The sequence below is a fragment of the Aminobacter sp. P4_D5 genome, assembly GCF_056401815.1.
In genome coordinates this window covers 1-628 of record NZ_JBFUIP010000929.1, presented here as the reverse complement: position 1 = coordinate 628, position 628 = coordinate 1, and the positions used below count along the sequence as shown (strand labels likewise).

At 69.6% G+C, this 628-nt stretch carries 1 protein-coding gene; it reads left to right on the top strand.

Translation table 11 applies throughout. The features are described from left to right. On the top strand, window positions 1–493 hold a 493-nt coding region (locus tag AC1DWF_RS35855), incomplete at its 5' end, for a L,D-transpeptidase family protein (protein WP_476843212.1). Window positions 494–628: the final 135 nt, after the last annotated feature.

Below are 628 nucleotides of genomic sequence, written 5' to 3'. Positions count from 1 at the left end.
CATCGACGGCGAGGTGACCGAGGTCGACCCGACGACGGTCGACTGGCGCGCGGTGAACCCCTACCGCTTCCCCTACATCATCCGCCAGGATGCGGGCGATGCGAGCGCGCTGGGCCGGCTCAAGTTCATCATGCCGAACGGTGACGACATCTACATGCACGACACGCCCGATCGGCAGTATTTCCGGCTCGCGGACCGCGCCCGCTCCTCGGGCTGTATCCGCCTGGAGAGGCCGATGGATTTCCTCATGCTCGTGATCGACGGCACGCCCGGGTGGGACCGGGCACGTATCGACCGCACCCTCGCGGGACGCGCCACCTCGGTGAACGCGATCCGGCGGCAGCTGCCGGTGCGGCTGCACTACAACACCGTCACGGTGGAGGGCGCCGACATGCGCATCCGCCAGGACATCTATGGGCTCGACGCGGCCTATGCCCGCGCGATGGACAGCCGGCAGCGGGTTCCGGGAGTTCCCATGGCGGCGGCGCTCTGACCATGCGCCTGTTCCAGCATTCCTGCCCGGCCTGCGACGGGCTCGATTCCTCCCTGGCCTGCAACGGCCGGCGCGGCGCACTCGGCGCAATCGTGGGCGTAGGCTTCGCGGCGATGGCGCCGGAGGCGATTGCCC